Genomic DNA, 24653 nt, shown 5'->3' with positions numbered 1-24653 from the left:
GTGAGGGTGGCGTGGCGGGTGGGGCCAGCGCTCGCGCTGGAGGCGGCGCTGTCGGGCGAGGTGCTCCTGGGGCGGCCCCGGTTGGGCTACGCGGTGGATGGCGGCTTCGTGCTCCGGGAGGACGGCGCGTCCGTGCGTCCCCGACTGGGAGTGGGGATGGTGATTTTTCCGTGAGCACCGATGACCCGATTTCGCGCCCTCCCTCCTCCCTGCGGGACATGAGGAGTTCGGGCTCACATGCGACCGTCGCGCCCCGGGGCGAGGACGCCCGGCTGATGGCGGCCATGCGCGGACAGCGTGACGCGACCGAGTCCCTGCTCCTGGAGCTGCTGCCCCGCGTGCGCAACCTGGTGCGCTACCTGGTGCGGGGGGACTCGGACGTGGAGGACATCGCCCAGGAGTCGCTCATCGCGCTGGTGCGGGGCCTGCCCACCTATCGCGGTGACGGGCGGTTCCACGGCTGGGTAGACCGGGTGGTGGTGCGCACGACGTTCGCGTGGATCAAGCGTTCACGCGGGCGCGAGGCCCGTTACAGTGAGGATCCGGTGGAGTTGTTGGCGGTGCCGTCCGACGAAGCGCCGGCGGACGAATACCTGCATCGCCGTCACCTGGTGGCGCTGCTGGACAGGCTGTCGACGGAGCAGCGGCACGCGCTGGTGCTGCACCATGTCCTGGAATTGAGCGTGCAGGAGATCTCCACGGAGTTGGGCGTCCCCTTCGAGACCGTGCGCAGCCGGCTGCGCCTGGGACGTACCGCCCTGCGCGCGCTGGCCTCGGACGGTGAGACGCCAGAGGGGGAGTCGCCATGAGCTCCCGCCCCCCCGACGACGGTGACGCGGAGCCGCTGGACGACCTGCTGCGGCCCCTGGATGACGGCAGTGGACCCGCGCGGCGGCTGTCGCGGCAACGCTCGAGCGCGCTCGTCCAGGCGGCGCTGGACGCCGCGCTCCAGCAGGCGCCGGAGCCTCCGCGAAGGCGCAAGCGGCCTCCCGTGTGGTTGATGGCGGGCGCAGCGCTCGTCTTCACCGGGGCCGCGGCTGCCGCGGTGTGGAGTTACTCGCGTCCCCCGCAGCCGCACCCGGTGGTGCTGACGCCGGCCGTGCCGGAGCCGACGCGGACGGCCACGCTGGAGCCGGTGCCCCTGCCCGACAGGCCAGCCCCGCCCGAGCCCTTCACCATCGAGCATCCCCGGCCCCTGCGTCCGAGCATCGCGGTGAAGGAGTCGTCAAAGCCGGAGGACCTGCTGCGGCAGGCCAACGCATTCCGGTCGGCGGGGAAGTGGAAGGAAGCGGAAGGGCTGTACCTGAGCGTCATCCGCGCGGAGCCGTCGTCACTGGCCGCGTACGTCGCGCGCGTGGCGTCAGGCTCGCTGCGGCTGGAGCACCTGGGGGACGCGCGCGGCGCCCTGCGCCAGTTCCAGGACGCGGTGCGACTGCAACCCGGTGGCCTGTTGGATCCGGAGGCGCGCCACGGAGTCGCCGAAGCCCACCGAGCCCTGGGGGACACGGCGGCGGAGGCCCAAGCGCTGGGTGAGTTCCTCACGCTGCATCCAGACTCGCCGCTGAGCGCGGCGTCCCGTGCGCGGCTCCGGGAGCTGTCTCCGCCATGAGGCGCGGCCCGCCGTCGAGCACCGAGCATCGGAGCACAGGCCGTCCCCCAGGCCTTCGGACATGAAGCCTGTTCCCGAGGATGAGCAGGGAGACCCCTGCGGGGACTGCCCGTCAGCGGCGCACCGCCCGAACCTGTCCGACAGTCGGACAGGTTTGCAGAGTCGCGTCACCCGCCATGGCGGGAGGCTTCCACTCCATTCGAGCAGCGAAAACCTGTCCGACAAGCAGACAGGTTGGGGCCGCGTCGGGGCAGAGGAGGACGACACGGATGGCCCGGGCTTGGGGCATCCGGAGCTCGTTGTGCCCACGAGCAGTGCGCATCCCCTCGGCGATGTGGCGATTGCCCGTCAGGAGCCTCCCCGCATGGCACGGCAAGGTGACAGCCCCATGAGACTCCGCATCACGCGGTTCATGCCGTGGGCAGCGATGCTGGGCGCCGCGTGCACGGTGAGCGACCCGGTGGCCACGCTGCGCTCGCCCGACGCGGGGAGTGACATTCCGGATGCGTGGGCGGAGCACTGCGCGGACAGCGGGCCTCCGCTCCTGCTGGGCAATCCCGCATCGGGGCCCCTGCTGTGCAGCGGCCAACTGGCGGAGACGCTGTTCCGCCGCGCGGCGTGTTCCTGCGAAGGCCTGTCCCTCAGCGCTCCGTTCACCGTGGATGCGTTCCGGAGTTCACTGGGCCCCTACGCTCCCGGTGGCACGGGCGGCGACGTGGGCGTGAATGGCGGCCTGTCCGCGAACGACCGAGTCACGGTGGGAGGCTCGCTTCAAGTGGGTGGAGTCCAGCTCAGCAGCCCGCTCACGGTTGGCGGCAGCCTGGACAGCAACGGTGCCCTCTCCGGCCCTGGCACGTCCGCCACCGTGGCCGGCGACGCGCGGGTGAACGGAGACGTGGCGCTCGCCGCACTCACCGTGGGCGGCGTGCTCACCGTTCCTCCGGAGTTCTCCCCCGGTCCCGCCCAGGCGTCGGAGCTGCGCCGCGAGCCGGTGCCCGCGGTCACGCCCTGCGACTGCGCCGAGGCCTCACGCTTCAACCCAGCCGCGCTCATCGCCCATCACACCGTGGACAACGACAACGCGGCCATCGGCCTGGACCCGGCGACGCTGGAAGGCGTCACTGGCGAACGCGTGCTCGAGCTGCCCTGCGGCCGCTTCCTGCTGACACGCATCGCGGGGCCTGGCCACGCCACGCTGCGCATCCAGGGCCGCACCGCGCTGTTCATCCCTGGCGGTGTGGACCTGGTCGAAGCGCTCACCGTGGACGTGCAGCCTCCGGGCGAACTGGACCTCTTCCTCGCGGGAGGCTTCGTCGTGTCCGGCCAGCTCACGCTGGGCTCCGCCGCCCTGCCCTCGCGGGTGCGCGTCTACGTCGCGGGCACGCAGGCGCTGGACATCTCCGCGGGCAGCACGCTCGCCGGCAACCTTTATGCGCCCCAGGCCCAGCTCAACTTGAGCGGCAACGCGGAGGTCTTCGGCTCGCTGTTCGTGCGCCATCTGGAGGCATCCGGCGCGGTGCAGATACACCACGACACGGACGTGCTTAACGCGGGCGCCGCGTGCCCCACCCACTGAGCAGGGAGCAGGAAGCCCGTTGACACATCCGGCGCGGAAGCACGGCTCGGGCGGATGCGTGCGGGGTCAATCGACGCAGTCGCTCTCCATCAGTGGCGGGCATGCGGCAGCGTCATGCGAGCGGAGGCAAAGCGCCGTCGCCACTCACGAAGCGGGCAGCCCCAGGGAATGGACAATGAAGCGCCAGAGGCGCGCAGCCCACCGGACCAGAGGGCCCTGGGTTCCATGAAGCGGCCCGCCCTCCTTGGACTCCGTCACGCGGGATTGCCCGCGGGAGCCGGTGGATGGATCCTCGGGCTGGAGTCCACCCTCCAGGGACGAAGCATCCCAACCTGTCCGACAGTCGGACAGGTTGCTCAAGGCCGAGTCCGTCACCTCGTCGCCAGAGCCCTCTCCACCAGGCTTGCGGAAGGCGAGTCCCGAGGTGGCTGGAAACAGCAGTGCCTCGTTGTCGGGCTCCACGGAAAGGCCCTGCACAGCGTGACAGGGAGCAGCCCTGAGCGCCTGGTGGTCCTCGACGAAGGGGCGTGTCTCCAGTGCCTCGTCCTGCCTGGTGACGGATGCGGAAGCGAAGAAGCGACGCGCCTCGACGCTGGACCGTGCCTCAAACGCCTCGTCCTTTTCAGGGACCGAGGTGGGGGCACCAAGGCCACGCTTCTCAACGCAGGGAGGTGCCTCCAATGCATCGTGCTGTCCGGTGGCCGCCACGGAGGCGCCGACGCCTCGCGCCTCAACGCAAGGGAGTGCCTCCAATGCATCGCCCTGCCCGGTGGCTGCCACGGGTGCACCGAGGCCTCGGACCTCCATGCAAGGGAGTGCCTCCAATGCATCGTGCTGTCCGGTGGCCGCCACGGAGTCGCCGACGCCTCGCGCCTCCACACAAGGGAGTGCCTCCAATGCATCGCCCTGCCCGGTCGCTGCCACGGGGGCAACGAGGCCTCGCGCCTCCATGCAAGGGAGTTCCTCCAATGTATCGCCCTGCCCGGTCGCTGACGTGGGAGCGCAGAGGGGGCCCTGAGCAAAGTGGGCCTCGGAGGCCGCGGGTTCCTGAGAAGCAGGGACGAAGGCAGCCAGTACGCTCGCATCGCACGTCTTCAGCAGCGCCGGCAGCCGGTGCTGGAGCGCCTGTGTGTCTCGATCGCCCAGGGCGTGCATCGCGCACACAGCCCACTGGCGCAGCGGCTCTCCGCCCATGAAGGACAGCAGCCGGGCTGCTTTGCCCCTCATGGCCCGTTGCAGTGACTGGATGAGGAGGAGGTGCCCGGGTCGGGCCGCCGCCTGGGCCGCCAACCGCAACAATTCGAATTCCAACTGCGCGCACCGTGCCCCGGGCTCCCATTTCGCCGCGTCCCAGAGATTGAAGCAGGTGGCCTCCAGTTGGTGCCGGTCCGCCTCGGAGGCACTCGCGCAGCAGTCGACCAGCAGCTCCACCAGGACCTGCCGCTTGAGGCTGAAGTAGCCCTCCAAGAGCCTCAGGCCCTCCTTGGAGCGCTCGTCATGCAGCGCCAGGCCCAGGTTCTCCAGCGTCAGCGACTCGTCCAGCGCCACCGCGCGCGCCACACGCCCGGGGCGCTGCACCACCAGGCCTCGCGCCGCCAGCCGCCGCAGTGCCTCGCGCACGGTGCTTCGGCTCACTCCGTAGCGACGCGCCAGCACGTACTCCGAGCCCAGCTGCCCGTTCCTTGGCAGCCTTCCCAGAGAAATCTCTCGCTCCAGTTGCTCCTCGACGTACGCCACGAGCCCCACCTGCACCATCCCCGTCCTCCTCGCCCGATTCTCTTCCTACCCAACCAGAGGGGTCTGACATGCCCGCGAGGGTGTCCCTCCGTCCTCGTCGGCTGCCGAGACAGCGCGGCCCAAGGGCGCATGCGGAGTGAACCTGTCTGACAGTCAGACACGTTTGATGGACGTGAAGGCATACCGTCCTCATCGTCCGCCGGGGACAGCGCGGCCTGGGACCTTTCGCGGCGCGAACCTGTCCGACTGTCGGACAGGTTTGGCGGCAGACGCCCCCGGAGGGGGCCTCTGCCTGTAGCCCCCTATTGGGATCCGCGCATGGACCCCGTCACGGTCCACCGCCGCGCTCCGTGAGGCGTGTCTTCGCGGCGCACCTCGGGTCGCAGCGCTCGTTCACGAACCGCCGGCGACCTGCTTCGCTCAGCGGAACACGACGGTCTTGTGGCCGTTGAGCAGGATGCGGTGCTGCACGAACCACGTCACCGCTCGGGCCAGGACCACGCTCTCCACGTCGCGACCGATTGCCGTCAGGGCCTCGGGCGACAGCGTGTGGTCCACGCGCTCCACGTCCTGTTCGATGATGGGTCCCTCGTCCAGGTCACCCGTGACGAAGTGGGCCGTCGCGCCAATCAGCTTCACTCCCCGGTCGTAGGCCTGCTGGTACGGCCGCGCGCCCTTGAAGCTGGGCAGGAACGAGTGGTGGATGTTGATGAGCCGTCCGCGCAGCGCATCGCACGTCTCCGGGGAGAGGATCTGCATGTACCGGGCGAGCACCACCAGGTCCACGCGCTGCTCACGCACCAACTCCAGCAGGCGCGCTTCCTGCCGCGACTTGTTCTCCGCCGTCACCGGCAGGTGGTGGAACGGAATGTCGTGGGACGCGGCCAGTTGGTAGAAGTCCCGGTGGTTGGACACGATGGCCGGGATCTCCACCGGCAGGATGCCGCTGCGGTAGCGATACAGCAGGTCGTTCAGGCAGTGGCCGATCTTCGAGACCATCAGCAGCACCCGAGGCTTCTCCGCCGCATCATGCAGGTGCCAGTCCATGGAGAAGCGCTGCGCGAGCACGCCGAAGGCGTCGCGCAACGCCGCGGACTCGACCTTCCCCTCTTCATCCGCGAAGTGCACGCGCATGAAGAACAGCCGCGTCTGCGGGTCGCCGTACTGGGCGCTGTCGAGGATGTTGCAGCCGTGCTCGGCGAGCCAGCCGGAGACGGCGTGGACGATGCCGCGCTGATCCGGGCACGACAGCGTGAGGATGTATTGGGCGGGACGCTCGGTCATGGGCAGCAGCGACTATAGGCCCGCCGGGTTTGACCACCTGCCCCGGGCACGGCGGGAGTGTCCGCTGCCATGCGCAACAGACTTCCCTCCCCACGAAGCGAACCTAGACTCTGGCCTGTCATGGCCGACGCCCCTCCATCCGACGCGCCCCCCCGCCGACGACCGGTGCCGGACTCCCTGCGCGAATACGGCCGGGGCATCGCGGGCGGCCTGCTCTTCAGCCTGCCGCTGCTCTACACGATGGAGGTGTGGTGGGCGGGCTTCACGTCCCATCCGGGCAGCGTGCTGGGCTACCTGGTGGCCACGTACGTGCTGCTGCTCGGGTACAACCGCTACGGCGGCTTCCGCCGGGACGTGCACTGGTTCGATGTCTTCACGGACTCCCTGGAGGAGCTGGGGCTGGGGCTGCTCGTGTCCGTGGCCGTGCTCGTGCTCATTGGCCGCATCGGCCAGGGCACGTCGCTTCAGGAAGCGGTGGGCATGGTGGTGGTGGAGGCCGGCACGGTGGCCATCGGCGTGTCGGTGGGCACCGCGCAACTGGGCGGCCAGCACCGCGAGGAGAACGAGGAAGAGGACAAGAAGCGACTGGAGTCCGCGGATCACGTCCCCGGGCAGCTGATCATCTCGTTCTGCGGCGCGGTGCTGTTCGCGGCCAACGTGGCGCCCACGGAGGAGATCGTGATGATCGCCGTGGAGACGCCGCCCTGGTTCCTGCTCGGGCTCGCCGTGCTGTCGCTGCTGCTGGGCGGGCTCATCCTCTTCCAGAGCGACTTCACCCGCGCGCACCGCTTCACGCGCCGCCGGCTGCGCCGGGACGTGCTGGCGGGCACGTTCGTCACGTATGCCATCGCGCTGCTGGCCAGCGCGCTCGTGTTGTGGTTCTTCGGCCGGTTCAACGGCAACGGCCTGAGCGTCAGCATGGCCCAGGTGGTGGTGCTGGGCCTGGCGTCGACGCTGGGGGCTTCGGCGGGGAGACTGCTCATCCAATCATGAGGACGAACTGGAACTGGCTGGAGGGCGTCGTCTTCATTTCGAGCTGTGTGCTCGTGGCGCTGGTGCTGGGCTACCTGGCCGTGGATGCGTGGAACACGGGCAGCGGTCCGCCGGACCTGGCCGTGCAGGTGGGCACGCCGGTGGCGGCCGCGAACGCGAAGGAATGGCGGGTGCCCGTCACGGTGACGAACCACGGCGACACGGCGGCCGAAGAGGTCCATGTGCGCGTGTCGCTGCGCGGCGGCCACGAGCCGAAGGAGGAGACGGAGTTCGTGCTGGCGTACGTGCCGCGCCACTCCCAGCGGAGGGCCTGGGTCGCGTTCCGCGAGGATCCTTCCCCCGCGGGCGTGGAGGCGCACGCGGTGGGCTTCGCCACCCCCTGACACACGCTGCTATCCTGACCGCGCATGCGCGCGAGGAAGCTGGGGTGGTGGGCGGCCGTGCTCGTCCTCGGACTGGGCGTGGCCGTGGTGTCCTTCCGGAAGCCGGAAGGCCGTGACTCCTCCGCGAGTTCGAGAAGCCCGAGCGCGAACGCGGTGCGCGCGGGAACGCGCTACACGGCCCCGAGGGCACCGCATGCGGAAGGCTCGCTGCGCATCACGGGGGTCGTGCGCGATGCCCGCGGTCCCGTCGCGGGCGTGCAGGTGTCGGCCTCCCAGGCGGATGCGGACACGCTGTCGGAGCGCCTCGCCCGGGAGGCTCCACCGGCCCTTCTTTCCGGCTCACGGAACATGAGACAGGCGGGCTCCTCCGTCCTGGAGCAGGAGTTCGCGCGGCTCGTGGAGGCCCGCGAGGGCGAAGCGCCCGAGTTCGCGCGGACGGCGACGGCGGAGGACGGAACGTTCGTCCTCGATGGGCTGCCGGCGGGCGCGTTCACCCTCTGGGCGCTGGGAGACACGGGCGCGACGGTGCAGCCAGACATCCAGGCGGGCAGCGACGGCGTGACGCTGACGCTGGAGGAGGGAGTCTTCCTCTCCGGCGTGGTGGTGGATCAGCTCCAGGGGGATTCCATTCCAGGGGCCCTCGTGACGGTGATCCACGAGTCCCAGGCCCGCTACTTCGATGTGCTCGCGGACGCCCAGGGGCGCTTCCGCGTCGGGCCCCTGCCGCCGGGCCGCTACCTGAAGGTCGCGAGCGCGAAGGGCTGGCGGACGAGGGCCTTCCGTGAGGGTGTCTGGCTCGACGCCGACGTGGACGTGACGCTCGAGCTCCAGCAGCAACTCCGGCTGGAGGGCGTGGTGCTGAACCCCGAGGGCCAGCCCGCGAGCGGACTGACCGTCCACATGGCGGAGCGGGACGGTGGCGACACGCGGACCACCCGGAGCGATGCACGGGGCAGGTTCGCCTTCGATGAGGTGGTCCTGGCTTCGTACCGGCTCTGGGCTCGCTCCGAGGACGAGACCACCTTCGGCGAGGCCGAGGCCACACCGCCGAAGAGCGTGGCCCTCCGGATGAAACCCGTCCTGTTCATGGAGGGCACCGTGAGGGACGAGCAGGGCAGGCCCCTGAAGGGCGTGCGTCTGGGTTTCCAGTGGCAGGACCAGGGAGACCGCCCCTCCCCCATGACCGTCACCGACGAAGCGGGCCATTACCGGGTGGGGCCGCTGCGCAAGTCCGGCACGAGGGTCATCCTCCGGTGCGAGCACCATCTCGACGCCCAGCAGGACATCGAACTGGATGAGCCCCATGCAGGGCCATGGGACTTCACCCTGCGGCGGGCCCTGTCGGTCGAAGGACTCGTGGTCGACACCGAAGGCACGCCCCTGCCGGGGGTCGAGTTGAAGCTCGAACGCACCCGCGGCGCCCCCGAGGCCTCTGGAGACTCCAGCTCCGGCATCGAGACCGCCCGGTCCGACGACGCGGGCCGCTTCATCGTGGACAGCGAGGAGGGAGGCGCGGGCCACCTCCTCGCCGAGGCCGCGGACTTCCGCCCCGTGAGCCAGGCGGTGGTGATTCCGTCGACGGGCGTCCGCGTGGTGATGGGCCGGGGGGCCTCCGTGTCCGGCACGGTCGTGGATGCGAAGGGACGGCCCATGGCCAACGTGAACCTCCAGCTCTGGGACACCGCGCCCCAGAGCGGAAGTCCCCGCACCACGCCCGTGGACAAGACGGGCGCCTTCTCATTCCAGGGTCTGAAGGCAGGCCACTACGTGGTGGAGGCGCGGCTCCAGACGCCGGGCGTCGAGCACGCGGTGTCCCAGGCCGTGGACCTGGAGGAGCGGGCGCAGGCGCGCGTGTCGCTGCGCTTCGAGGAGGGGCGCACGCTCGTGGGGAGGACCGTCGACTCCGAGGGACAACCGGTGCCCGGCGTCCGGGTCCACGCCTGCCTCCCCCTGGAGGACATCCCCCCGTGGCGGACCGATGGGCCCGATTGCCGCTCCCGAGGCGAGGGCGGTGTGCTCTCCGGAGCGGATGGCCGCTTCGTCCTCAAGCACCTGACTGCGCCGAGCCATCAGCTCGTCGCGTGGAAGGAGGGCCATGACTTCGCGCCCGCTCGCTCCCGGGGCGGAACGCCCGAGCCCGCCGCGCTGATTATCGCGACAGGCCAGGAGGGCATCGAGCTGGTCCTGGAGCAAAGGCCCCGCCTGCGAGGACAGGTCGTGAGTGAAGAGGGTGCTCCCCTGCCCTGCACTGTCGAGGTGGGGGCCTCCTCCGTCCATGTCCCGGCGGGGACGTTCGACGTTCCCCTGCCCGTGGACGGGCCCCAACCCCTCTTCGTGAAGGCGAAGGGCTTCCTGGAGCTCTGGCAGAAGCTCGTCGTGCGCCCCGGCCAGGACATCGACCTGGGGATGCTGCGGATGACCCGTGCCCGCCTGGTGCGCGTCATCGTCCTGGATGAAGTGACCCACGCACCGCTTGCTGGCACGGACGTTTCCATCGAGGCCATCGACGAGCGTCCCCTTTCCGACCGCCCCTACTCGCTTCCCTTCGTCCGGGGGAGCCTCGATGCGGAGGGCGGCATCGACGTGGAGGGAGTGCCCTTCGCCCGCGTCGTCCTCTCCATCAGGAGGATGCGGAGTAGCAGCGTCCAGGACGTGACCGTCGAAGCGACTCAGGACACCGTCACGGTGCTGATGAGCGACCCGACCCGCTAGCGGCCATCCGGATTCTTCACCTGCTTCCGCGAGGGACGGGCTTCCTCCACCTCCGCCGGAGGTCCGCGCATCACCGGCGTCGTGCGGGATGCGCAGGTCGCGTTCCGCGAGGATCCTTCCCCCGCGGGCGTGGAGGCGCACGCGGTGGGCTTCGCCCACCCCTGACACACGCTGCTATCCTGACCGCGCATGCGCGCGAGGAAGACGTGGTGGTGGGCCGCCGTGCTCGTCCTCGGACTGAGCATGGCCGGGGTGTCCTGCCGGAATCCGCGCGGTCCCACACCATCGTCCACCGGGCGAGACACGGGCCGCTCGGAAACACGCTTCACGGCGCCGCTGTCCACGCCCCCCCAGAGCGCCTCGCGCATCACCGGCGTCGTGCGCGATTCGCGAGGCCCCGTCGCGGGCGTGCGGGTGTCCGCCTCCCGCGTGGATGCGGACCCGTTGTCGGAGCGTCTCTGTCCCTTGAAGCCACCCGCTGCTTCCCCTCCCCGACAAGAGAGCCCGCGGAAGGACTGCAGCTTCGACAATGTGGACCGGGAGTACGCGCGCCTCGTGGAGGCACGCGAGGGTGAAGCGCCGGTGCTCGCCCGGACGCAGACGGCGGACGACGGGACCTTCGTGCTCGAGGGACTGCCTCCGGGCGCCCTCACCCTCTGGGCGCTGGGCGATTCGGGCGTGGGGGTGCAGCCGAACGTCCAGACAGGCAGTGACGGGGTGACCCTGGCGCTGGAGGAGGGCTTCTTCCTCTCCGGCGGCGTCGTGGAGCAGTCCTCGCGGGCCCCCATTCCCGGCGCCCGGGTGACGGTGGTCCACGAGGCCGGGTCCCGCTTCTTCGACACGCTCGCGGATGACCGGGGACGCTTCCGCGTGGGCCCCCTGCCCCCAGGAAGCTACATGCGGGTCGCGAGCGCGAAGGGCTGGCGCGCGACGGCCTTCCGCGAGGCTGTCTGGCTCGACACCGACGTGGACGTGACGCTCGAGCTGCCGAAAATCGTCCGCCTCTCGGGCGTGGTGCTGACGCCAGAGGGCTTGCCCGCGAGCAATGTGACCGTCCAGTTGGAGCGGGACCGCCACGGCAATGACATCCAGACCGCCTGGAGCGATGCCCGGGGCCGGTTCAGCTTCGAGGAGGTTCCGGCCATTCCACTGCGGCTCCGGGCCTGGACCGACGACCCGACCGTCTTTGGCGACGCCTCGGTCATCCCTCCCGAGGAGATTGCCTTCCGGCTGAAGCGCTACACGTTCATCGAGGGCACCGTGCGGGATGAGCAGGGCCACCCCCTGGAAGGCGTGCGTCTGAGCGGAGGGGAGCCGCCCGTGGGAGGCCGCTCCACCTACGACGCCACCACGGATGCAGCCGGGCACTACCGGGTGGGCCCCGTGCGCAAGACCGATGCCTTCCTCCGCATCCACCGCGAACACTACCAACCCGAGACGGAGTTCATCTCCCTGAGGCAACCCCACCCGTGTCCCTGGGACTTCACCCTCACGCCGGCCGTGTCGTTCGAGGGGCGCGTGGTGGACTCGGAAGGCATCCCGCTCCCGGGTGTCGAGTTGGGACTCAACCTGGTGGCCGAGCCTCCTGACGGCCTTGGACGTCCGCGCGCCGCGGAGCATGGCGGCGGGAAGACGGACGCGGGCGGGCGCTTCCTCATCGACATGTCCCGGGAGGGGTCCGGCTGGCTCTACGCCGAAGCGCCGGACCTCCCCTACACGGTGACCCCCTTCCAGGTGCCCACGCGAGAACTCCACGTCGTGATACCCGGCGGCAGGGCCTCCGTGTCCGGCACGGTCGTGGATGCCCGGGGACGCCCCCTGTCCAACGTGAGCCTCTACCTCTGGGACACCGCGCCCGAGCGTGGCCACGCCCGGACCACCACCGTGGACAGCGGGGGCGCCTTCACCTTGAGGCGGCTGAACGCAGGGCGCTACCACCTGGAAGCCCGGATCCGGACACCCGGCATCGAGCACTCCCTGTCACGCCCCATCGCGCTGGAAGAGGACACGCACGCCCAGGTGTCCCTGCGCTTCGAGGAGGGGCGCACCGTGAGGGGAGTGACCGTCGACGCCCACGGACAGCCCGTCGCGGGAGCCCGGCTCGTGGCCTGTCTCCCACTGGAGGACATTCCCGCCTGGCAGGCTGACGCGCCCGCCTGCCCATCCATGGGTGATGGAGGCGTGATCTCCGGGCCGGACGGCCGCTTCGTCTTCAATCACCTGAGGGCACCGAGCTATCGGCTCATCGCATGGAAGGAGGGCCATGCCTTCGCTCCCGCCCTCTCCCAGGGGGGCACTCCGGAGCCGGGCGCGCTGTCCGTCACGACGGGGGCGCAGGACGTCCGGCTGGTGATGGAGCGGCGCCCGCGCATCACGGGGCGGGTCGTGCGTGAGGATGGCACGCTCCTGCCCTGTTCCATTGGAGAGGGGTCCCGCCAGGTGCGGATCCCGGATGGCCTCTTCAACCTCCCGCTGCCGATGGAGGGGCCCCAGACGTTTGTCGTCAGGGCGAAGGGCTACTTCGACCTTGAGCGCCGGATCGTCGTGCGGCCCGGCAAGGACATCGACCTGGGCACCCTGAAGATGACCCGAGCCCGGACGACGCGCGTCATCGTCCTCGATGAAGCGACGCATGCGCCGCTGGCGGGCGTCTCCGTCGGCATCGACATGAGCGACTCGAACACTTCCCATCCATATGCCGGGCCGCGTCCCATCCCCTACTTCTGGAACCTCGACGCGAAAGGAAGCGCGGAGATCGTGGGCCTGCCATTCGCGCCCATCGTCCTCTACGTCCGCGTGGAAGGGGCCAGCAAGCTCGTGACCTTGGATGCGCGGCAGAAAACCGCCACGGTGTTGATACGTGCCCCAGAGCAGTGAGTCAGGCGAACGGCCATCCCGCGCCTACGCACTCGAAGGAGACGCAGCGCATGCGCAGGGGAGATCGGGCAGCCGGTTTCGCGGGCGCGATTGCCGCACCGGCGCCACCGTCACGCTCCAGTTGCCGGAGGACGTCGACAGCGCGTTCCTGCTGCCCGGCCAGGCGCCCGCGCCCGGCAGCGCCAGGGACTTCGTGCACCTGTCCCTCCAGCAACACCCCATCGAGGAATGGACCGGAAGGACCGTCACGTTCCGCCGCGTTCCCGCGGGCCACTCCACCGTCATCGCGAGCACCCGCGACAAGGACCGGATCCACCGTGAGGAGCTGGACGTGCCCACCGAAGGCACGCTGTCCCTCGACGTGCGGCCTGTCTGGGTTCCCCTCGCGCGCTGACGCACGACACAGGGTCCCGCTATCCTGCCGTGCATGGGGAACGCGAGACGCAGGGGGCTGAAGCCCTGGCTGGGAGGAGGCGCGCTCGCCGTCGCGCTCCTCGCGTTCCTCCTGTGGCACACCCAGCCCGCGTCGTCCGCGAAGGACGCGCCTCCGGCCCGCCCAGCGTCCACCGTGGAGCCGAAGCCCCGCGTCTCCCGGCTCACGACGTCGCCCCATCCCGTGGGCACCGCGCGCATCGCGGGCCACGTGCTGGGGACCTCCGGTGCGGCCGTGGGCGTGCGCGTCTCCGCCTCCCGCGTGGAGCCCGGACTCACGCTGTCGGAGCGGCCCTGCCCCTCCCCCTCCGGCCAGGACGACGCGCGGGCACCCGCGCTCAAGAGCGGCGCCTGCGCCTTCGAATCCGAGCGCATGCAGGGCGAGGCCGTGGAGGCCCGTGACGGTGAAGCGCCGGTGTTCGCGGAGGCGACCACGGACGCCGAGGGCCGCTTCGTGCTGGACGGCCTGCCCCAGGGCAGCGTCACGCTCTGGGCCCTGGGCGACACGGGCGCGGTATCGCAGGGCGGTGTGCCGGTGGGCTCGAACGACGTGGAGCTGACGCTGGAGCAGGGCCTCCTCTTCCAGGGGCGCGTCACGGCCACGGACACGACGCCCATCCCCGATGCGCGGGTGACGCTCGTCTCCCGCTGGCACACGCGCTTCTTCGATGCGACCACCGATGCCGAAGGCCACTTCGTCGCGGGGCCCCTGCCCCAGGGCCAGTACTCCGCCTTCGTCACCGCGGACGGCTGGTCCTCGTGGTTCCAGCCTCAGCTGGACTCACCTGACGCCCTGGAGTCCGTGGTGCTCGCGCGTTCACGGTCCATCGAGGGCCATGTCCTCTCGGAGCAGGGCACGCCGGTACCGGGCGTCCAGGTCCTGCTCGAGGGGAACACCGCGACGGCCTCCCTCCAGCGCACCACGACGGATGACGCGGGGCGCTTCCGGTTCACCGCGCCCGCCGTCGCCCACCAGCTCACCGCGGAGTCCGGGGGCGCGTTCGCCACGCTGGACGTGACGCCGCCCCTGGAGCACGTGGAGCTGCGGCTCCAGCGGGGCGTGTTCCTGGAAGGCACGGTGCGCGACGACACGGGTCGGCCCATCCCGAACGCGCGCGTGGAGACCTACCGGGAGGACGGCGGTCCCCTCGCCGCCGAAGCGGACACCGTGACGGACACCGCGGGCCGCTACCGCATGGGGCCCACGCGTCCCGGGCCGCATACCTTCCGGATCCTCGCGCCCCATCACCTGGACCTGGAGGTCACGGCCCAGAAGCTCCAGCAGGGCATGGCGCCGCTGGACTTCACGCTCCGGCGCGCGAAGAGCGTGGAGGGCCGCGTCGTCGACACGTCGGGCGCTCCGCTCGAAGGCATCCGCCTGGAGCTGTCCGGCAGCCTGGGAGCCTGCGACGACCTCCCCTCCAGTGGCTCCCAGCGCTCGGATGCCACGGGACACTTCGTCCTGGACGTCCAGCGCGCGGGGACGGCGGAGCTGCTCGTGGAGGAGCCGTCCTTCCGGAGTCTTTCCATCGAGGTGCGCGTCCCCTCGCGGGACGTGGTGGTGGTGCTGGACCGGGGCGCCTCCGTCTCTGGCACCGTCACCGACCCGCAGGGGCTGCCGCTGCGGGATGCGACCGTGACGTTGTCGCGGGAAACGCAGGACGCGGAGGACGCGCCCTACGAGGAGCCGCGTCACGGCACGACGGACGAACAGGGCCGCTTCCACCTGCAAGGCATTGCCCCGGGCCCCTACCTCCTGGAGGCCACCATGCCAGGGGACGTCATAGACGCCTCGGTGTCCCAGTCCATCGCGTTCCAGGCCCGCGAACACCTGGACGTGTCCCTGCGCATGGAAGCAGGCGGCGAGCGCTCCGGCATCGCGGTGGACGGCGCGGGCCAGCCGCTCGCGGGCGTCGTGATCACCGCGGAGGCGCCTGACCGGACGGAGTCACCGTGGCGCGAGCGCTCGACCGAGGACGGCCCTTCCGGCATCCGCACGGGACCGGACGGGCGCTTCACCTTGCGCAAGCTCGTGGCCCTCCAATACGCGCTGTGGGCCGACCTGCCGGGCTACTCCTTCCGCCCCGAGCGTTCACAGGGAGGCGAGCCCTTCGAGAAGCTCGGCGGCCTGTGGGTGGGCTCCGGCCCGGAGCCGCTCCGGCTGGTGCTGGAGCGTGACGGACGCCTCCGGGGCCGCGTCGTGGAGCCAGGGGGCAAGGCCGTCACCTCCTTCCAGGTGAAGGGCGCGGGCCTCCAGACTCAAGCGCAGCCGGATGCGTGGCCGGACGGCGTCTTCGACCTTCCCTTCGACACCTCGGGTCCGAAGACGCTCACGGTGCAGGCCTCCGGCTTCGCCCCACTGCAACGCGACGTGACCCTGACGGAGGGCGTGGACGTGGACCTGGGCGTGCTGACGCTCGATCCAGGCTGGACGCTGCGGCTCGTCCTCCACGACGCGGAGACGGGCGCCGCCCTCCCCGACGTGGGCGAGCTCCGCGCGAAGCTCACGGAGCCCTCGGACCCCGACATTACCCGTGCGCTGACGCGGCCCCTGCGCGTCGCTTCTCAAGACGGGGGCTATACGCTGACGCACCTTCCTCCACCGCCCTTCGTCCTGGAGCTCCAGGCCCACGAAGCACGGCCGTTCCAACACGAGGTGACGTCCCGCATGGACACGCTCGCCGTGCCGCTGGACCTGGCCGCGAAGGTGCGCTTCACCGCCCAGGACGCGGACGGCACGCCCCTGCCCGCCCTCATCCGGCTGCGGTACGCGGAGGGGCTCCCCGCCATCGGCTACCAGGAGCTCGCTCCCCAGGGCACCGTCCTGGCACGGGGCATCGAACCGGGCGAGTACCTCCTGGATGCCCGTCCCATCGACCCGGAGTCGGAGCGGCGCTTCACGCCCCGCAGGGTCCAGATTCCCCCCCGGGGCGAGGTGGCCTTCACCGTGGAGGCGGACCCACCGTGAGGCCTCCGGGGGCACGTTTCACGTGAGCCATGGGGCCCGACTACACTGAGTCGGCCCGCTCGTTCCGGGCGCCCCTGGAGACATTGCTTGTATTTCTCGTCCCGTATCTTCGTTCCGTGGGGCTCGCTCAGCCACGCGGGCCGGTCGCTGTACGTCTGGAGCTTCTACATCTTCGCGCTGGGCCTGACATGGCTGCTGGTGCCGCAGGTGTTCCTCACGCTGGCCCACGAGGTCGCGGACGCGAACCTGTTCTGGATCCGCGTGGCGGGCGCGCTGCTCACCTCCATCGCGCTCATGTGCCATCAGTCGGCCGTGCTGGACGTGCGCCCCTTCTTCGCCTGGGCGGTGCTCTGCCGCACCTTCATCGTCGCGGTGGTCATCACCTGCACCCTGATGGGCAAGTGCCAGGCCATCTCCGGCTACGTCGCGTGCATCGACTTCGGCGCGTCCATGTGGACCTTCTTCGGCTTGCGCCGGGACCGGGCGGAGGCGCTCGGCCGCGCCTCCGCGAAACCGAACCTCGCGGCCTGAAGTCCCCCACCTCCGCGCACGGAAGTCCCCGGGCCGCCCCTCCTTGAGGAAGGGCGGCCCGTTCCATGTCCAGCGAAAGGAGCGGGCGGGCTTAAGGCACGCGCTCCCACGCGTCCTGCCAGGCGATGCCCGTGCCCGGCGCGTAGTACGACGCCACGCCCTTGCACCAGCCGGAGTACGGGAAGGGCTTGCAGCGGTAGATGAACCCGTCCGTGCCCTCCACGAGCGTGCCCGCCGTGTAGCTGTCGATGCCCGCCGGGTACTTGTACTGCGCGCTCCCGCCGGTGCCGCCATCCGTGCCGCCGCCGGTGGAGGGCTTCTCGATGTCCACCTGGAACGTGTAGCCCGTCTCCTTCGCGTACACGCGGTTGCCCAGCGCGTCCTGCACCGGCGTCACGCTGCCCGTCGTCTGGAGCACGCCCACCTGCACGCGGCTGGAGCCCGCGTTCACCTGCTGCGCCAGCCGGTACATCCACGTGGCCGCGGGCGTGGCCGCGTCGAGCGTCAGCGGATGGGACTCGGCGTCGCGGCCCGCGCTGTCGAAGAGGCGGAACGTCACCTTGCTGGCCTTGGGCAGATCTTCGCGCGCCTGCACCTGGCCCAATTCCTTCCACGCCATCGGCGGGGGCGGCGTGTTGCTGAACTTCACGTCCGTGCAGGCGTAGAAGGCCTCCGGGCTGTCCGCGCGCTGCCAGATGGCGTAGATGACGTGCGAGCCCGTGCGCGCCGCCGGGAAGGGGCAGTCGAGCCGGTAGCGGTTGTTCACCGCGGACACGTTGGTGACGTTGCAGAAGGGCGACGCCTCCAGGTCCGACCACTTCAGGGGCAGCGCCGGGTTGTAGCCCTCCTTCGTCACGAAGAGCTGGAAGTAGCCCGTGGCGTGCACCGCGGTGGCGTGGAAGACGAACTCGAAGCGGCCGTTGCCGTCCGGGGTGATGAGCGTGGACGGCCAGTCCGTGCGCGCCAGGTCCAGGCCCTTGTGGCTCTCATTGGCCGCGCTGCACAGCTTGCCGTCGGGGATGATTTCGCGGTGGCGCCCGTTGGCGGCGCCCTGCCGGACGCCGTTCCAGTCGTAAAGCGCCTGCGTCCCACCGGCCTGCACCGCGGCCTTGCACGCGGCGGACTTGGGACTCTCCGGCCCTTCCTTGAAACATCCGTAGACGCGGCTCAGCGGAACTTCCATGGAGCCGTGCGCCGCCGCCGGACCGGCGGACAGCAGGGAGACAAAAGCGAGCGATGCGGTGAAGGCCCTGCGGATTGCTGGGAACATCCCTTCCTCCTCTGTTCGAAAACAAAGGAGGAAGGGCGGAGGCGAATCGGGTCAACGGCCGCTCAGGCCAGCAGCTCCGTCAGCAGGCCCTTGGGGAGCGACGGGTCGCCGAAGTCGTCCAGCGGGCCCCCGGCCGCGTTCTTCAGGCCCACCGCGGCGCCGATGGTGTTGAGCATCTTGTTGAGGTTGGGGTTGCCGCTGCCGCTGGCCACCGTCACCGCCACGCCCTGCTTGAGGTAGCCGTTGCAGCTGCCCGCCAGGATGAAGGGGATGTTGTGGGCCGAGTGCGCCGGTCCGTTGCCCAGGTCGTTGAACCAGACGGACACGCCCTGGTCGACCAGCTTCTTGCCGTTCGGCAGGGCGTACGCCGCCAGCCGGTCCAGCAGGTAGTTGAAGGTCTGGGCGAACTGCGCGTCCACGCGCGAGTGCAGCACGTCCGACCCGGCGATGACGCCGCCCGACGAGTCGTGCGACGTGCGCCGGTGGGAGATGTAGTGGAAGTTCTCCATCAGCTGGCCCGTCGTGGGGTCGCGGTAGCGCGTGGCGCTGTCGTTGCCGTTGCCCACCTGGATGGCCACCGAGCGCGTGGTGCCGCACGCCACCGCCAGCACCGCGATGTCCATGTGCAGCCGCACCGTGGCCAGCACCTCGTCACCGTCCGTGCTGTTGTAGCCGGGCGCCTGCTGCTGGAGCCGCAGCTCCTCGTCCGCGCGGGCGCGGCAGCTCAACGCCACCTCCAGGTCGCGCACGTTGGACAGGTGCAGGTCCAGCCGCTGCCGGTCCGTGCTGCTCAGCTCCGGCCGCGACTGGAGCGCCTTGAGCTGGCCGGACACCAGGTCGTTGAGGCTCTTCTGGCGGACCAGCAGCTGCTCGCGCGCCTCCGGCGTGAGGCCCCCGGGGCCGCCCACCATGGTCTGGTAGGCCACCCACGGGTCGTGCAGCGCGGCCCGGCGGGACGCGCTGCCCCGGTGGGAGATGCACGGGCCGCCCAGCCACCCGCCCGCCTGCCCCGCGTAGAGGTAGAGCGAGTCGCGCTTCTGCGGGTTCAGCTCACGGCCGATGCGGTGGTCCAGCGACTCGCCGGACGCCTCGGAGTCGCCGCCCGCGCCTTCCACGGCGGGGCCCCGCGCTGTGAGGCATTGCAGCGCGCCGCGGGCGTGACCGTCGCCGTAGTTGTAGTCCTTCATGTTGACGTTGCGCACCACCAGCAGGCGCGCGCGGTGGTCCGCCAGCTCCACCAGCGACTTGCCCGCGAGCGTCGTGGTGGTGAGGTTGCCCAGGGGCTCCGGCCAGAAGCGCTCCGGCTCGCTGCCCAGCTCCGAGGTGTTCTGCGCGGCGGCCACGCCATCCGCCTGGCGCAGGAAGATGGCGAAGGGAAGCTCGCCCGGCTCCGCGGCCTGGGCCTTCCGGGGCAACAGCCCCTCCAGCACCGGCAGCCCCAGCATGACGCCACCCAGGCCCTGCAACACGCGTCGACGGCTCAGTTTCACGGCAGCTCCTCCGGGTGGCGGTTCACGAAGCCCACGCCCGTGACGACTTCGACGACCAGGTCCACGATGGGCAGCTGCCCGGACTGCGACAGCTTGCCCAGCCGCGCCACCAGGGCGTCGTCCTCCTGCGCCGCGGGGCGACCGCTCAGGAACTCCACCCAGTGGCGCGCGTAGCACTCGTGCACCGCCTGCGCGTTCGCGAGCGCGTCCGCCAGGTCCAATGCGTCCTTCACCGGCACCTGCTGTCCGCCGATGCCCGGCGCCGACGCGGCGTCCACCGGGTGCCCGTTGTCCGTCGTGCGGTAGCCGCCCACGGCGTCGAAGTTCTCGAAGGGGAAGCCCAGCGGGTTGATGAGCGTCGCGTGGCAGGACGCGCACACCGTGCCGGGCGCCTCCGTATGCGACGACACCACCTCGCGGTTGGTGCGCCCGTTGGGCGCGGGCAGCGCGGGGATGTTGGCCGGCGGCGCGCCAATCTTCTGGCACAGCAGGTGCTCCGACAGGAACACGCCCCGGTGGATGGGGTCCGGGTCCACCGACGTCGCGTGCGACGCCAGGAAGCCCACCTGCGTGAGCACACCCCGCCGCTGCGCGCCGTCCAGCGTCACCGGCACGAAGGCGGAGGTGAAGGTCCCGGTGAGGCCGTAGATGCGCGCCAGCTCGTCGTTGACGAAGGTGTCGCGCGACGTGAGCAGGTCCGCGAACCGGCCCTTGCGCCCGAAGACGACGTCCTGGACGAAGAGCGTGTTCTCCTTCGCCGCGGACTCCGACAGCTTCGCGGTGACGTTGGGGAAGCGCGTGGCGTTGGGCCGGATGCTCGCGTAGCGGGGCACGTCGAAGACGGCCTGGTGGTACGCGTTCACCACGTCGCGGGCGCGGGGGTCCGCCATCATCCGGCGCGCCTCCGCGGCCACGCCCTCGCGCTTCGTCAGCAGGCCCTCGCGGGCGGCGGCGAACAGCGCGTCGTCCGGCATGGAGTTCCAGAGCGCGTAGCTCAGCCGCGACGCCACCTCGAACGCGTCCAGCGGCACCTTCCCGTCCGCCGCCTGCGTGCTGCGCTCCACGCGGTAGAGGAACAGGGGGGACTGGAGGAAGCCCTCCAGCACCATCCGCAGGCCGCCCTGGAACGCGGCCATCGTCGGGTACGCCTGCGGGCCCTTGCGGTACAGCGCCAGGTACGCCTCCACCTCGTCCGCGGTCAGCGGGCGGCGCAGGGCGCGCAGGCCGAAGGACTCCACGAACGCCTTCGCGCGCGCCTCGTCCGTGGTGCTGCCGGGAGGCAGCAGCTTGCCCAGCTTCGTCGCGTCCGTGGCCACCTGCCCGGCCAGGTCCGCCGCCGCGCGCTGGTAGGCGCCCCACAGCGCCTCGTCCACCGACAGCGCGCGAGCGTCGTTGTCGAAGAGGAAGCCGCTCTGGGACGGGTCCGCGCGGAACGTCTGCGCCAGCGCCGTGGGCGCCGCGTCCAGCTTGAGCAGGTCCTTCACGCTGCTCACCCACTGCGCATGCGTCAGCCGCGCGACGCGCACCGAGCGCGCCGGTTGCTCCACGCCAGGAGGGGGATTGTTCGTGCCGCCAGGGCCGGGATTGCGCGGATTCGCCGCGTCAGAAATCTGGCCTTCGCAGGCACTCAGGAAACTCAAGGAGGCCGCGACCAGCGCGGAACTCATCCATCGTCGACGTCGCGCCATGGGGGGAAGCGCCTCCGTTCGTTGGAGGTCATCCCACTGGGGAGGCGTCAGGAAGTCAATCCGTACACCGGCCGGCCGGGCGGCGCGTCACATGAATACTGGAAACGGCCATCAACACCGGATCCGCCCAGCCGTCCAGCCCCTTCAGCCGGGGATGAGGAAGCGCGCGATGACGCGCTTGAGGCCCACGTTCCCGCCGAACTCCACGGTGACCTTGGCGTTGGGGCCGGACCCCTCCGCGGCGACGATTCGGCCGGAGCCGAACTGTTCGTGGCGCACGCGCATGCCGCGCACGTCGCCGCCCACGCCTTCCATGTCGGACGACGCCTGCGAGTAGCTGCGGTCCACGCGCGGGCCCGTCTCATCGTCGTCCCAGTTCCGGCGGCGCTGCGGCATGGCGGCGGCGCGCGGCGGGGGCGGCAGGTCGTTCTCCTTGAAGCCGAAGAGCGCCTGCGGCACGTCCGCGAGGAAGCGGCTGGGCGGGTTGTACTTGAGCTCGCCGAAGAGGGAGCGGCACTGCGCCAGGCTCACGAAGAGCCGCTTGCGCGCGCGGGTGAAGCCCACGTAGCAGAGCCGGCGCTCCTCGGCCATCTCCTCACCGCCGTCGGGCTCCTCGCTCTTGAGCGCGCGCGAGTGCGGGAAGACGCCCTCCTCCAGGCCGGTGAGGAACACGGCGTCGAACTCCAGGCCCTTGGCCGCGTGCAGCGTCATCAGCGCCACGCGCCCATCGCTCACCTCCGCGTCCGCCTCGCCCACCAGGCTGATCTGCTCCAGGAAGGCCTGCAGCGGCGGCACGTCCGCGGTGAGCGGCGCGGAGTCCACACCCTCCGGTGCCTCCTCCTCGCGCGCCTCCACCGCGGCCGCGGCGGCCACCATGTCGGACGCGCGCTTGAGGTCGAACTCCTGCGCCGCGCCCAGCAGTTCCTTCAGGTTCTCCGCGCGGGTGAGCGCCTCGTCGCTGCCCTCCGCGACGAGCGTCTCCACGAGCTTCGACTCCTTGAGCATCTGGTCCACCGCGCCCGCCGCGTCCTTCGCCGTCAGCGAGAAGGCGTGCAGCGACTGGAGCAGCTGGTGGAAGCCGCCCAGCCGCTTCTGCGCGGTGGCGTTCAGCGAGGGGATGCGGTGGCGCTCGCCCAGGGCCTCGTAGAGGCTCAGGCCCTGCTCGTTCGCGAAGTCCGTCAGCCGCTCCTCGGTGGTGTCGCCAATGCCGCGCGCCGGCACATTGAGCACGCGCAACAGGTCCGCGTCCGAGCGCGGGTTCACCATCAGCCGCAGGTACGCGGACGCGTCACGGACCTCCGCGCGGTCGTAGAAGCTGCGCCCGCTCACCAGCTGGTACGGCACGCGCGCCAGCCGCAGCGCCTCTTCCAGCACGCGGCTCTGCGCGTTGGTCCGGTAGAACACCGCCATGCTGGAGAACTTGATGAAGCCCTCGCGCTGGACGGCCAGGATGCGCCGGGCCACCTCCTGGGCCTCCGCGCGCTCGTCGCGGTGGAGCATCAGCTCCAGGTTCTCCCCCTTGGGCCGCTCGCTCCAGAGCTTCTTCGCCATGCGGCGCGTGTTCTTGGAGATGACCTCGTGCGCGGCGGTGAGGATGTTCTGGTCGGAGCGGTAGTTCTGCTCCAGCTTCACCACCTTCGCGCCCGGGTACTGCATGGGGAACTGGAGGATGTTGTCCACGTCCGCGCCGCGCCAGCGGTAGATGGACTGGTCGTCGTCACCCACCACCACCAGGTTCGCGGAAGGCGGCGGCGCAAGCTGGCGCAAGAGCGCGTACTGCACGGGGTTGGTGTCCTGGAACTCGTCCACCAGCACGTGCGTGAAGCGCGTGCGGTAGCGGTCCAGCACGTCCGGCCGGTCGCGGAAGAGCTTCACCAGGAGCAGCAGCAGGTCCCCGAAGTCCACCGCGTTCGCCGCGCGCAGCAGCTTCTGGTAGCCCGCGTACACGCGCTTGACGATCTGCCCGCGGATGTCCTCCTGCTCCACGCGCATGTCCTCCGGCAGCCGCGCGGCGTTCTTCTCCTGGTCGATGCGGTGGAGGATTTCGCGCGGCTGCATCACCGGCTCCACGCCCGTGTCGCGCATGGCGCGCTTCACCAGGTTGAGCTGGTCGCCGTCGTCGTAGATGACGAAGGACCGGGTGAGGCCCACGGCCTCCGCCTCGCGGCGAAGAATCATGGCCGCGGCCGAGTGGAACGTGCTCACCACCAGGTCGTTGGCCTGCGCGCCCAAAAGCTGGGTAAGGCGCTCGCGCATCTCGCGCGCGGCCTTGTTGGTGAAGGTGACGGCCAGGATGCGCCAGGGGAAGACGCGGCGCACCTTCACCAGGTGAGCCACCCGGCGGGTGATGACGCGCGTCTTGCCGCTGCCGGCGCCCGACAGCACGAGCAGGGGGCCGTCGCCGTGGAGCACGGCTTCCGCCTGGGGCGGGTTGAGGTCTTCGAGGAGGGCGGTTTCGTGGGCGTTCACGGAGGGCTTTCCACCGGGGGGAAGAACCCCTTCTTCTAACGTCTTTCGCACGCCGGTGCCGGGTCTTCCGCCATCCCTGGCGCCTGCCGGGCCGTCCGCTCCCGGGACGGGCAGGAGCGTGGGGTATAAGGAAGGCCCACCGCCATGTCCGACACCCCGTCCGTCGCCCCATCCTCTCCGTCCCAGGCCCAGCTCGACCGCTTCGCGGAGCTCTTCAACCAGAGCCTCACGCTGCGCCACTTCGGCGCCCGGATGTCCTTCCCGGAAGGGCGCAAGGTGGTGGTGGAGCTTCCGGAGGTGCAGCCGCAGCACCGGGGCGGCCTGGGGGCCTCCGCCGTCAACGGCGGCGTGCTCTCCGCCCTCTTCGACTTCGCCATCGGCTGCACCCCGGCACTCAGGGACCCCACCCGCCGCTGCGCCACCGTCCAGCTGTCCATGAGCTTCGAGCGCCCCGCCACCGGCAACCACCTCCGGGTGGAGGCCGTCATCGACAACGGCGGCCCGTCCACCGTCTTCGCCTCCGCGAAGCTGATGGACGCCGAGGGCCGGGTGTGTGCCCGCTGCCAGGGCGTCGTGCGCGTCTCCTCCCAGCCGTGGGCCTCCGGCGAGAGCCCCGCCACCAACTGACATTCCC

At 70.7% G+C, this 24653-nt stretch carries 17 protein-coding genes; 11 read left to right on the top strand and 6 right to left on the bottom strand.

Annotation, left to right across the window (positions count from 1 at the left end):
- Positions 1-218 precede the first annotated feature (218 nt).
- The 3 genes from D7W79_RS15860 (at position 219) to D7W79_RS15850 (ending at position 3185) form a co-directional block, all read left to right on the top strand.
- Positions 219-809 carry an RNA polymerase sigma factor gene (locus tag D7W79_RS15860; RefSeq protein WP_244221795.1) on the top strand — a complete coding sequence of 197 codons (591 nt, stop codon included), beginning with the start codon at positions 219-221 and terminating at the stop codon, positions 807-809.
- Positions 806-1609, top strand: a complete 804-nt coding sequence (locus D7W79_RS15855; protein ID WP_120526216.1) for a tetratricopeptide repeat protein — start codon at positions 806-808, stop codon at positions 1607-1609. Before D7W79_RS15860 ends, D7W79_RS15855 begins: the two co-directional genes overlap by 4 nt.
- Positions 1610-1997: 388 nt before the next feature.
- Positions 1998-3185, top strand: a complete 1188-nt coding sequence (locus D7W79_RS15850; RefSeq protein WP_167497702.1) for a DUF7305 domain-containing protein — start codon at positions 1998-2000, stop codon at positions 3183-3185.
- 144 nt (positions 3186-3329) lie between these two features.
- On the opposite strand, the gene D7W79_RS46025 is transcribed toward D7W79_RS15850, so the two are convergent.
- Positions 3330-4940 (bottom strand): FadR/GntR family transcriptional regulator, encoded by a 1611-nt coding sequence (locus D7W79_RS46025; protein WP_120526214.1) that lies wholly within the window; start codon positions 4938-4940, stop codon positions 3330-3332.
- Between the two features lie 402 nt (positions 4941-5342).
- A complete protein-coding gene (gene purU, locus D7W79_RS15840; RefSeq protein WP_120526213.1) occupies positions 5343-6206 on the bottom strand; it encodes a formyltetrahydrofolate deformylase in 864 nt (287 codons plus the stop codon).
- 120 nt (positions 6207-6326) lie between these two features.
- Here purU and D7W79_RS15835 point away from each other — a divergent pair, with 120 nt between their 5' ends.
- The 7 genes from D7W79_RS15835 to D7W79_RS15805 all read left to right on the top strand — a co-directional run bounded on the left by D7W79_RS15835 (position 6327) and on the right by D7W79_RS15805 (position 17102).
- Positions 6327-7199 (top strand): TIGR02587 family membrane protein, encoded by an 873-nt coding sequence (locus tag D7W79_RS15835; RefSeq protein ID WP_120526212.1) that lies wholly within the window; start codon positions 6327-6329, stop codon positions 7197-7199.
- On the top strand, positions 7196-7582 hold the full coding sequence (locus tag D7W79_RS15830; RefSeq protein WP_120526211.1) for a hypothetical protein: 387 nt from the start codon (positions 7196-7198) through the stop codon (positions 7580-7582). The genes D7W79_RS15835 and D7W79_RS15830 overlap by 4 nt, the downstream gene beginning before the upstream one ends.
- A 24-nt stretch (positions 7583-7606) precedes the next feature.
- Positions 7607-10294 (top strand): carboxypeptidase-like regulatory domain-containing protein, encoded by a 2688-nt coding sequence (locus tag D7W79_RS15825; protein ID WP_120526210.1) that lies wholly within the window; start codon positions 7607-7609, stop codon positions 10292-10294.
- A gap of 189 nt (positions 10295-10483) precedes the next feature.
- On the top strand, positions 10484-13171 hold the full coding sequence (locus tag D7W79_RS15820) for a carboxypeptidase-like regulatory domain-containing protein (RefSeq protein ID WP_120526209.1): 2688 nt from the start codon (positions 10484-10486) through the stop codon (positions 13169-13171).
- Positions 13172-13292: 121 nt separating this feature from the next.
- Positions 13293-13565: a hypothetical protein gene (locus D7W79_RS15815; protein WP_120526208.1), complete on the top strand. Its 273-nt coding sequence runs from the start codon at positions 13293-13295 to the stop codon at positions 13563-13565.
- 33 nt (positions 13566-13598) lie between these two features.
- A complete protein-coding gene (locus D7W79_RS15810; protein WP_120526207.1) occupies positions 13599-16571 on the top strand; it encodes a carboxypeptidase-like regulatory domain-containing protein in 2973 nt (990 codons plus the stop codon).
- 87 nt (positions 16572-16658) lie between these two features.
- A complete protein-coding gene (locus tag D7W79_RS15805) occupies positions 16659-17102 on the top strand; it encodes a hypothetical protein (RefSeq protein WP_120526206.1) in 444 nt (147 codons plus the stop codon).
- A 91-nt stretch (positions 17103-17193) separates the two neighbouring features.
- Here D7W79_RS15805 and D7W79_RS15800 read toward each other — a convergent pair whose 3' ends face one another.
- From D7W79_RS15800 to D7W79_RS15785, 4 genes are all read right to left on the bottom strand, one after another.
- On the bottom strand, positions 17194-18372 hold the full coding sequence (locus D7W79_RS15800) for a lytic polysaccharide monooxygenase auxiliary activity family 9 protein (protein ID WP_120526205.1): 1179 nt from the start codon (positions 18370-18372) through the stop codon (positions 17194-17196).
- 62 nt (positions 18373-18434) lie between these two features.
- The gene (locus D7W79_RS15795; RefSeq protein ID WP_120526204.1) at positions 18435-19862 is read right to left on the bottom strand and encodes a DUF1552 domain-containing protein; all 1428 of its coding nucleotides are present in this window, start codon (positions 19860-19862) and stop codon (positions 18435-18437) included.
- On the bottom strand, positions 19859-21409 hold the full coding sequence (locus D7W79_RS15790; RefSeq protein ID WP_244221794.1) for a DUF1592 domain-containing protein: 1551 nt from the start codon (positions 21407-21409) through the stop codon (positions 19859-19861). The genes D7W79_RS15795 and D7W79_RS15790 overlap by 4 nt, the downstream gene beginning before the upstream one ends.
- A 285-nt stretch (positions 21410-21694) precedes the next feature.
- Positions 21695-24019 (bottom strand): ATP-dependent helicase, encoded by a 2325-nt coding sequence (locus D7W79_RS15785; protein WP_120526203.1) that lies wholly within the window; start codon positions 24017-24019, stop codon positions 21695-21697.
- A 144-nt stretch (positions 24020-24163) separates the two neighbouring features.
- On the opposite strand from D7W79_RS15785, the gene D7W79_RS15780 reads away from it, so the two are divergent.
- Positions 24164-24646, top strand: a complete 483-nt coding sequence (locus D7W79_RS15780; RefSeq protein ID WP_120526202.1) for a PaaI family thioesterase — start codon at positions 24164-24166, stop codon at positions 24644-24646.
- Positions 24647-24653: the final 7 nt, after the last annotated feature.

It is taken from the genome of Corallococcus exercitus (assembly GCF_003611585.1).
GTDB classification, from domain to species: domain Bacteria; phylum Myxococcota; class Myxococcia; order Myxococcales; family Myxococcaceae; genus Corallococcus; species Corallococcus exercitus.
Note: the sequence above shows the minus strand (reverse complement) of the source record. Positions and strands in the feature narration are given on the sequence as shown.

Coding starts and splice junctions, on each gene's coding strand:
- D7W79_RS15780 (WP_120526202.1), top strand. CDS start 24,164: ATGTCCGACACCCCGTCCGTCGCCCCATCCTCTCCGTCCCAGGCCCAG.
- D7W79_RS15835 (WP_120526212.1), top strand. CDS start 6,327: ATGGCCGACGCCCCTCCATCCGACGCGCCCCCCCGCCGACGACCGGTG.
- D7W79_RS15830 (WP_120526211.1), top strand. CDS start 7,196: ATGAGGACGAACTGGAACTGGCTGGAGGGCGTCGTCTTCATTTCGAGC.
- D7W79_RS15800 (WP_120526205.1), bottom strand. CDS start 18,372: ATGTTCCCAGCAATCCGCAGGGCCTTCACCGCATCGCTCGCTTTTGTC.
- D7W79_RS15810 (WP_120526207.1), top strand. CDS start 13,599: ATGGGGAACGCGAGACGCAGGGGGCTGAAGCCCTGGCTGGGAGGAGGC.
- D7W79_RS46025 (WP_120526214.1), bottom strand. CDS start 4,940: ATGGTGCAGGTGGGGCTCGTGGCGTACGTCGAGGAGCAACTGGAGCGA.
- purU (WP_120526213.1), bottom strand. CDS start 6,206: ATGACCGAGCGTCCCGCCCAATACATCCTCACGCTGTCGTGCCCGGAT.
- D7W79_RS15855 (WP_120526216.1), top strand. CDS start 806: ATGAGCTCCCGCCCCCCCGACGACGGTGACGCGGAGCCGCTGGACGAC.
- D7W79_RS15860 (WP_244221795.1), top strand. CDS start 219: ATGAGGAGTTCGGGCTCACATGCGACCGTCGCGCCCCGGGGCGAGGAC.
- D7W79_RS15825 (WP_120526210.1), top strand. CDS start 7,607: ATGCGCGCGAGGAAGCTGGGGTGGTGGGCGGCCGTGCTCGTCCTCGGA.
- D7W79_RS15820 (WP_120526209.1), top strand. CDS start 10,484: ATGCGCGCGAGGAAGACGTGGTGGTGGGCCGCCGTGCTCGTCCTCGGA.
- D7W79_RS15850 (WP_167497702.1), top strand. CDS start 1,998: ATGAGACTCCGCATCACGCGGTTCATGCCGTGGGCAGCGATGCTGGGC.